6 protein-coding genes are annotated in these 9,053 nt (G+C 65.0%); all 6 read right to left on the bottom strand.

The annotated features are described in order from the left end of the window. A partial coding sequence (locus tag ABYB95_RS11400) for a HAMP domain-containing protein (protein WP_372658644.1) occupies nucleotides 1-1,605 on the bottom strand: 1,605 nt, incomplete at its 3' end. A gap of 72 nt (nucleotides 1,606-1,677) precedes the next feature. Continuing rightward, on the bottom strand, nucleotides 1,678-2,349 hold the full coding sequence (locus ABYB95_RS11395; RefSeq protein ID WP_372658642.1) for a DUF4390 domain-containing protein: 672 nt from the start codon (nucleotides 2,347-2,349) through the stop codon (nucleotides 1,678-1,680). A gap of 43 nt (nucleotides 2,350-2,392) precedes the next feature. Then, entirely contained in the window at nucleotides 2,393-3,769 is a 1,377-nt protein-coding gene (gene rsmB, locus ABYB95_RS11390) for a 16S rRNA (cytosine(967)-C(5))-methyltransferase RsmB (protein WP_372658641.1), read from the bottom strand. After that, nucleotides 3,766-4,869, bottom strand: a complete 1,104-nt coding sequence (locus tag ABYB95_RS11385) for a M48 family metalloprotease (RefSeq protein ID WP_372658640.1) — start codon at nucleotides 4,867-4,869, stop codon at nucleotides 3,766-3,768. Before ABYB95_RS11385 ends, rsmB begins: the two co-directional genes overlap by 4 nt. 58 nt (nucleotides 4,870-4,927) lie before the next feature. After that, nucleotides 4,928-5,521: a LemA family protein gene (locus tag ABYB95_RS11380; RefSeq protein WP_372658639.1), complete on the bottom strand. Its 594-nt coding sequence runs from the start codon at nucleotides 5,519-5,521 to the stop codon at nucleotides 4,928-4,930. Between the two features lie 193 nt (nucleotides 5,522-5,714). After that, nucleotides 5,715-9,053, bottom strand: a 3,339-nt coding sequence (gene rpoC, locus ABYB95_RS11375) for a DNA-directed RNA polymerase subunit beta' (protein ID WP_372658638.1), incomplete at its 5' end; no start/stop codon positions are given.

Genomic DNA, 9,053 nt, shown 5'->3' with positions numbered 1-9,053 from the left:
GTGCGCCAGGCGCCGCGCCACCTCGCCCCAGGCTTTGGCGCGCTGGGCCGAAACCATTTCCGACACGTCGTCGAACACCAGCAATTGCTCGTTCTGCGGCAGCAGCGCGCCACGCGCGATCAGGGTGATGCCTTCGTCAAACGGGGTGGTGCCGTTGGCCGACAGCTCAAACGACTGCTGCCAGTGCCCGCCTTCGTGCGGCGTCTGGTCTGAAAGAAAGCGTTCGAACTGCTGGAGCACGCCGGTGGCAAAGGTTTCCAGGCCCGGCACTTCGGCCAGGGGTTTGCCCATGTGCAAGGCCAGCGGTGTGCGCAGAATGCGTGCCGCACCGGGGTTGACACTGAGCAGGCGCCCTTGTTCGTCGAGCACCACCACACCGGCGGTGAGGTTGTCCAGAATGGTTTGCAGGTTGGAGCGCGCAGCGTCCACTTGTTCCATGCTGGCCTGCACGGCGGAGCGTGCGTCGGCCAGGTCCTGCGTCATGTGGGCAAAGCTGCGGGTCAGGCCGGCGAGTTCGTCGCGCGCCGTGAGCGCGGGTTTGGGCGCGAGATTGCCCAGTGCCACTTCGCGCATGCCTTCGGCCAGCACCAGCAGCGGGCGCACCAGCTGGTTGCCCAGCAGCACCGCCAGCAGCACGGCGCCGAACACGGCCAGGAACAGGGCCAGCGTGAGGGTGCCGATGTACATGCTGCGCAAGCCTTCGCGCGCCAGGGCGCGCTCCTGGTATTCGCGGTTCGCCAGCTGCACGGCCAGGGCATCGGCCACCAGGGCGGGGGGCATGGGCACGATCACCTGCAGAAAGCGCGGTTCGCTGTTGAAGCCCAGGCTGGACGCGTTGACCAGGGCCAGTACTTTGATGCGCGCCTCGCCCGCCGCCCGGGCCGCCTCCAGAGCGCCGTCGCTGCCCTCTTCCAGGCCCTCAATCTGTGCCATGACGCGCGCCTCGCGCACGCTGCGCAGCAGGGCCGCACTGGGCCGTGCCGGGTTGAGATCGAAACGCGAGGCACCGGAACTGGCCAGCGCCTGGCCAGCGGCGCTCCAGAGCACGATGTCGGACGCCGAGAGCTGCTCACGCAAACGCTCCAAGGTCAAGACCGCCGAAGCATCGGGCATGCCAGACAACCCCGCCGCCGCGAGCCGGGTTTTGGAACTCAGGTCGGCGGTCATGGTGTCGAGCATGGTGCGCCCCAGGTTGAGACCGGCGGTCAGCGCCGACTCGACCCGCACATCGAACCAACTCTCGATCGAGCGCGATACAAACTGGTAGGACACGGTGTAAATCAGCAAGCCGGGCAACAAACCCACCAGCGCGAAAATCGCCGCCAACTTGACCAGCAAGCGGCTGCCAAAGCGCCCGCGCCGCCAGCGCAAGCCCAGGCGCACCGCAAACCACAGGATGACCAGCAACAAGACCCCGGCCACGGTGGCGTTGACGGCGACCAGCCAGGCAAAGTTTTGCTCGTAGAGCGCGCGGTTTTTGGTGGCCAGCGTCAGCAAGAACAGCAACACCATGGCCACACCGACCATGAACACAATGGCCGTGCCCACCGCCCAGCGCAGAGGTGCGGTGGTCTTCTTGGGGTGGTGGAAGCCCGAGTCGCTCATGTCAACGGGGCGCTGCGCCGGCGCAACACGCCAGCGGCAGACTGGCCGCGCGGGCTCGGTTCCGGTTGGGCATCATCGCGCAGGCTCGGTCGGCGCGCTCGGGGGCGGCTCCGCCACGGGCAGCGCCTCGCCCCGGCTGTCTGGGCGTTTCTCGGTTTCAGTGCGCTCGGGCACCACCAGGCTGCGCTCCACGTCGATGGTCCATTCCGGCTGGTTCGCCATGCCGATCTGGAACGGTCGGGGCAACAACGACAGGTCGAGCCGGAAGCGCACCTCGATGCGGTGGCTGCCACCCTCTTCCAGCCTCGCCGCGTCGGCCACCTTCCAGCGCGAGACGCGGCCCACCCCGGCCAGTGCATCGGTCAGGCTTTCAAAGTTCTGGTGCAAGGTGTATTGCAAACCCGCTCCGGTGCTGTTGCCCCCGGCTTCGCTGGACAAGCTCATGCGCCAGCGCCGCGTCAGGGGCTGGTAGGCAAGGCGCAAGGTGCGGTTGGCACTGGCCACGCGTTTGTCGGCCCAGTACCAGCGCTGGCGGTACACATCGACCTGCCACACGAAGTACAGCGGCACGGCCTTGAACAAGGCGGATTCGACCGGCGCTTCGGGGGCGAGTTCGAGCCGCGCGGTGAGGTACAAGGCTTCGTCGGAGCGCTGCACGCTCAGTTGCACCGTATCGGGTGCGACCGCTTGTGCCGACGCGGCTTGCCATCCGGCGATCAGCCACAGCGTGCAAGCGGCGAACAAGCCACCCGCGACCGCATCCCTCAGGACCCGACCGGGTGACCGGTCAAGGTGCTGACTTGTCGATGCAGGCATAGAAAAAACCGTCGTTGCCACCCGATCGATTGTCGTTGAACCCACCCGCGCCAGCGTCCGACCCGGGCAGCAAATGGCCCACCGGGTGTGCGATGTGGGCATTGGTGTGGCGCTCAAGAAACGCTTGTACCTGATCGGCGCCTTCTTCACGGAACACCGAGCAGGTGGCGTACAGCAAACGGCCACCCGGTTTGAGCAAGGGCCAGAGCGCCTCCAGCAGTTGGCGCTGGATGGTGGCCAGCTGGGCCACGTCGCTGGCGCGGCGCAGCCACCGCACATCGGGGTGGCGCCGCACAATGCCCGAAGCGGTGCACGGGGCGTCGAGCAAGATGGCGTCGAACGGCTGGCCGTCCCACCAGTCGTTGGGGCGGCTTGCGTCGGCGCAGCGCACCTGTGCACTCAGGCCCAGACGCTGCAGGGTGTCCTGCACGCGCTCGCAGCGGCTGGCGTCCATGTCCAGCGCCAGCAGGTCCATGTCGGTACATTCCAGCAGATGCGCGGTCTTGCCGCCGGGAGCGGCGCAAGCGTCCAGCACCCGCTGCGCCTTGCTCCAGCTGCGGCCTTGCAACAACAGGCCGGCGGCCATTTGTGCCGCACCATCCTGCACCGAACAGGCACCGGCCCGAAAGCCAGGCAGGCGGTCCACCGGCTGGGGCGCGTCCAGCACCAGGCCATCTTCGCCAATGGGTTCGGCCTTCCAGCCCTGCTCGGCCAGCAGCGCCTGGTAGGCGGCACGCGACTGGTGGCGGCGGTTGACGCGCAAGCTCATCGGCCCGGGCAGGTTGTCGGCGCGCAAAATCGCCTCCCAATGCAAGGGGTGGTCGCGGCGCACCCGCTCGATCCACCACAGGGGGTGGTTCCAGCGGGCCTGCGGATCGTCCTGGATGCGGGCACACAAAGCGCTGCGTTCGCGCAGGAAACGGCGCAGGCAGGCGTTGATGAACCCGGCTTGCATGCGCGTCTGTCGCATCTGCTTGGCCGCGTCCACCGTCTGGTCAACCACCGTGTGTGCCGGGTAGCGCGCACCCGCTTCGTCGTCGAGCAAGAGCGCCAATGCGCAGTGCAGCAAGGCCAGCACGGGTGCAGCCGGCGCACGCTGCACCAGTTGTTGCGACAAGACACGTGCCGCACCCAGGTGGCGCAACACGTGGAAAGTCAGCGCCTGAACGCCGGGCCGAAAATGGGTTTTGACCTGCGGCAGCACCTCGTTGAGCGAGCGCCCCTGCTCCACCGCCAGCACACATTGGGCGGTGAGTTGCAACTGCATGGCGAGCGTGGGTGGCGTGGCCCCGGATGCGGCGGCAGAACGATCGGATGGCGTGGGCGTGCTCAGAAAAAATCCATTCAAGTCAGGGTCCAGTTCGGACCATTGTCGCCGCCGGGCGGATCGCCCTGGACCTTGTTGCCTGCGGGGGTGGCCTCATCGCGGAACGGGGTCGCTGCGGTCTCGTCCGAACGGCCCTGGCCGGGTGGCAAAGGGCCCATGCTGCGACCGTAGATGCGGCGGATGCGCTGCGCTAGCGAGGGGTGGGAATCGAGCCAGGAGCCCATCTTGCCGGTGTCGAACGAGACCAACAGCATGTGCTGCACGGCAGAGCCCATGCGGCTGGTCACAACGCCTTCGCGCTGTTGGCTCAATATCTTGCGCAACACACCGCCCAGGCCATCGCGGCTGCGCGTCCACTGCACGGCCCGCGCATCGGCCAGGTATTCGCGCTGACGCGACACCGCCGCCTGCAGGGCACGCCCGGTCAACCATCCCAGCCAGCCCACGCACATGATGGCCAAACCCAGAATGGCAAACGCCATGCGGCGGTCTCTCTCGTCCGGCTCGAACAAGTGCTGCCCCATGCGAAACAGCATCTCCAGGCCAAACACCATGCCGATCAAGCGCATGTTCAGGCGCGTATCGCCCTCGCGGATGTGGCTGAACTCGTGTGCGACCAAGCCTTGCAGCTCTTCGCGGGTGAGGTGGTCGAGCGCACCACGGGTCACAGCCACCACCGCGTCGTCTTCGTCCCAACCGGTGGCAAAGGCGTTGATGCTGTCGTCGCGCGCCACCACCATGGCGTGTGGCCGTTTCATGCTGGCGGAAATCGCCATCTCGTCGACGATGTTGCAAAAGCGCTGTTCATCGAAATCACCGGACGAGCGTGCCGGGCGTGCGTTCATCTGTTGTTCGGCCAGCCGCACGCCACCACCGGTCAGGCGCGATGTCTCCACCCACCAGCCCCCCAGTACAAACAGCAGCGTGACCGCCGTGTTGACCACGAAGTAGTGGCGCGGATAGCCGCTGGCACCGGGCGCCCAGAAGCCCCAGGTCAAACCCCAGGCCAGCGCCAGCGCCGCGTTCACCGCCAGCACCAACAAGAGCAAGCTCAGGGCAAAGGCCAGCAGCAGCTTGCGTGTTTCGCCACGCGCCTCGCGTTGCGATTCAAAGATCAGCACAAGCGCGCCCGGTTGAGCCAGCGGCGTGACCGCAAGACGGGCGAAGCCAGATGCTGCATCAGATTTCGATCCGCACCGCCTGGCGCTCCACCTCGCTGGTGGTGGATTCGAGCATGGCCTGGGTGCCAAAACCAAACAGGCGGGCGATGACCAGGGTGGGGAACTGGGCCGCCGCGTCGTTGAATTCCAGCACGTGGTCGTTGTAGGCCTGGCGCGCAAAGCCGACCCGGTTCTCGGTGCTGGACAGCTCTTCGCTGAGTTCGCGCATGGTTTGATCGGCCTTGAGCTCGGGATAGGCCTCGGCCACCGCAAACAGGCGGCCCAGGGCGCCACCCAACATCTGCTCGGCGCCCGCCAAAGCGCCGAGGGCGCCGGCATTGAGCGGGCTGCTGGCGGCCGACTGTTCGGCAGAGCGCGCCTGGTTGCGCGCCGCGATCACGGCTTCCAGCGTCTGCGATTCGTGCGCGAGGTATTTGCGCGCCACCTCCACCAGGTTGGGAATCAGGTCGTAGCGGCGCTTGAGCTGCACATCGATCTGGCCAAAGGCGTTGGCGATCGCGTTCTTCAAGCGCACCAAGCGGTTGTAGGCGCCCACGGCCCAGAAAATACCCAGCAAGACCAGAGCCAAGACCATCCAGAGTGCGACCGACATCTTTTGCTTCTCCTATGCGTTCTGTTCAACGGCGACGCGCCTAGGCCATCCGAGCGAGGCCGAAAGCAATATAACCCAGCGCTTTACACAGCTGCTTTGCTCCGGCCAGCCCGACAAATAAAAACGCCCCCGGTCGGACAACCGGGGGCGTTTGGGGTTCAGGCGGTGGGCCCGAACCGGTGCTTAGCAACGCTTATTCAGAAGCATCGCTGACGCTGGACGCGTCACCGCCATCGGCTTGGTCGGCGTGCTCCGCCTGGTCTGCAGCCAACGACAGCGCGTCGGCTTCGGCGATGGCGCGGCGCTCTTCGTCGTCCATCTTTTCCTTGACCTTGCGGGCTTCGTGGTAGGCCATGCCGGTGCCGGCAGGGATCAAGCGACCCACGATCACGTTTTCCTTCAAGCCACGCAGCTCGTCGCGCTTGCCCATGATGGCAGCCTCGGTGAGCACGCGGGTGGTTTCCTGGAAGGAAGCCGCCGAGATGAAGGAGTCGGTGGACAGCGAGGCCTTGGTGATACCCAGCAAGACGTTGCTGAAGGTCGGCGCAATCTTGTTTTCGGCGTGCAAAGCATCGATCGTGTTCAAGATTTCCGAACGCTCCACCTGCTCACCGGCGATGTAGCTCGAATCGCCCACGCTGTCGACGATCACGCGGCGCAGCATCTGGCGCACGATCACTTCGATGTGCTTGTCGTTGATCTTCACGCCTTGCAGGCGGTAGACGTCTTGCACTTCGTCGACGATGTAGCGCGCCAGTTCTTCGATGCCCAACAAACGCAGGATGTCTTGCGGGTCGGCTGGGCCGTCCACAATGCTCTCGCCCTTGTTGACCACCTGGCCTTCGTGCACCAGCATGTTCTTCTCTTTGGGGATCAGCTCGTCCCAGATCGTGCCTTCGGGATCGGTGATCTGCAACCGGACCTTGCCCTTGGTTTCCTTGCCGAACGAGACCGTACCGGTCATCTCGGCCAGCATGCCTTTGTCCTTGGGCGAACGGGCTTCGAACAGCTCGGCCACACGCGGCAGACCGCCGGTGATGTCGCGCGTCTTCTGGCCTTCGACCGGGATACGGGCCAGCACCTCGCCTGGACCCACGTCCATGCCGTCGCGCACCTGGATCAACGAACCGATAGGGAAGCCGATGGTCACCGAATGGTCGGTGCCCGGGATCTTCACTTCGTTGCCGGTGCCATCGATCAACTTGACCTGTGGACGCACCACCTTGGTCACGCCACGGCGCTTGGGATCGATCACCACCAGGGTGGACAAGCCGGTCACATCGTCGACCTGCTTGGCCACGGTGAGGCCTTCTTCCACGTTCTCGAAGTTCACCTTGCCGGCGAATTCCGTGATGATGGGGCGGGTCAGCGGATCCCAGTTGGCCAGGATCACGCCGGCCTTGACCTGCTGATCGGCCTTGACCGAGAGGATCGCACCGTAAGGCACCTTGTGGCGCTCGCGCTCGCGGCCGTGCTCGTCGTGCAACACGATCTCGCCGGAACGGGCGATCACCACCTGTTCACCTTTGCTGTTGGTCACGTAGCGCATGGTGGCGTTGAAGCCGATCACGCCATTGGACTTGGCTTCCACGCTGGAGGCCACCGCCGCACGCGACGCCGCACCACCGATGTGGAAGGTACGCATGGTCAGCTGCGTGCCGGGCTCACCGATGGACTGGGCGGCGATCACGCCGACCGCTTCACCGATGTTCACCAGACCGCCACGACCCAGGTCGCGGCCGTAGCACTTGGCGCAGATGCCGAAGCGGGTTTCGCAGGTCAGTGCGGTACGCACTTTGACCTCGTCCACCGCAGCGGCTTCGAGCACATCGAGCATGTCCTCGTCGAGCATTTCGCCCGCTGCGGTCAGCACTTCGCGCGTTTCCGGGTGGATCACTTCTTCGGCCGTGGTACGGCCCAGGATGCGGTCGCGCAAGGATTCGATGACCTCACCACCTTCGACGATGGCGCGCATGACCGTGCCATTGACGGTGCCGCAATCCTGCTGGTTGACCACCAAGTCTTGCGTCACGTCCACCAGGCGACGGGTCAGGTAGCCCGAGTTGGCCGTCTTCAACGCCGTGTCGGCCAGACCCTTACGGGCGCCGTGGGTGGAGATGAAGTACTGCAACACGTTCAGACCTTCACGGAAGTTCGCCGTGATGGGGGTCTCGATGATGGAGCCGTCGGGCTTGGCCATCAGGCCACGCATGCCGGCCAGCTGGCGGATCTGGGCGGCAGAACCGCGCGCACCGGAGTCGGCCATCATGTAGATGGAGTTGAACGACTCCTGGTCCACTTCGTTGCCGTCGCGGTCGGTGGTCTTTTGCTTGGCCAGCTGGGCCATCATGACCTTGGAGATCTCGTCGCCGGCCTTGCCCCAGATGTCCACCACCTTGTTGTAGCGCTCGCCCGAAGTCACCAGACCGGAGGCGTATTGCTGGGCGATTTCTTTCACCTCGGCTTCGGCACGGCCAATAACGGCCGGCTTTTCCTTGGGCACCAGCATGTCGTCCACCGCGATCGAGATACCCGAACGCGTGGCCAGGCGGAAGCCGTATTGCAGCAGCTTGTCTGCGAACACCACGGTTTCCTTCAGGCCGCACTTGCGGAACGAGGTGTTGATCAGGCGCGAGATTTCCTTCTTCTTCAAAGGCTTGTTCAGCACTTCGAAAGGCAGGCCCTTGGGCAGGATCTCGGACAGGAGCGCGCGGCCCACCGTGGTGTCGATCAGCGAGATCGACGAGGTGAACTCACCGGTTTCCTTGTTCTTGGCCCACTGCACCAGACGCACGCTGATCTTGGACGTGATTTCAACCACACCGTTGTCGATCGCACGCTGCACTTCCAGCACGTCGGAGAAGATCATGCCTTCGCCCTTGCCATTGATCTTCTCGCGGGTGGCCGAGTACAGACCCAGCACCACGTCTTGCGAAGGAACAATGGACGGCTCACCGGAGGCCGGGAACAGGATGTTGTTCGACGCCAGCATCAGCGTGCGGGCTTCGATCTGGGCTTCCACCGACAGCGGCACGTGAACGGCCATCTGGTCACCGTCGAAGTCGGCGTTGAAGGCCGCGCAAACGAGGGGGTGCAGCTGGATCGCCTTGCCTTCGATCAGGATGGGCTCAAACGCCTGGATACCCAGGCGGTGCAGCGTGGGCGCGCGGTTCAGCATCACCGGGTGCTCTTTGATCACCTCTTCCAGGATGTCCCACACCACTGGCGTGCCGGCTTCCACTTCCTTCTTCGCGGCCTTGATGGTGGTCGCGATGCCCATGGCTTCCAGGCGCGAGAAGATGAAAGGCTTGAACAGCTCCAGGGCCATCAGCTTGGGCAGACCGCACTGGTGCAGCTTGAGCGTAGGGCCCACCACGATGACCGAACGGCCGGAGTAGTCGACGCGCTTGCCCAGCAAGTTCTGGCGGAAACGACCGCTCTTGCCTTTGATCATGTCGGCCAGCGACTTCAGGGCGCGCTTGTTGGCGCCCGTCATGGCCTTGCCGCGACGGCCGTTGTCCAGCAAGCTGTC

The organism is Hydrogenophaga sp. (assembly GCF_041633695.1).
Classification (GTDB): domain Bacteria; phylum Pseudomonadota; class Gammaproteobacteria; order Burkholderiales; family Burkholderiaceae_C; genus Hydrogenophaga.
The sequence above is the reverse complement of the archived record's forward strand: the minus strand, read 5'-3'. Positions and strand labels throughout refer to the sequence as shown.

Coding starts and splice junctions, on each gene's coding strand:
- ABYB95_RS11380 (WP_372658639.1), bottom strand. CDS start 5,521: ATGTCGGTCGCACTCTGGATGGTCTTGGCTCTGGTCTTGCTGGGTATT.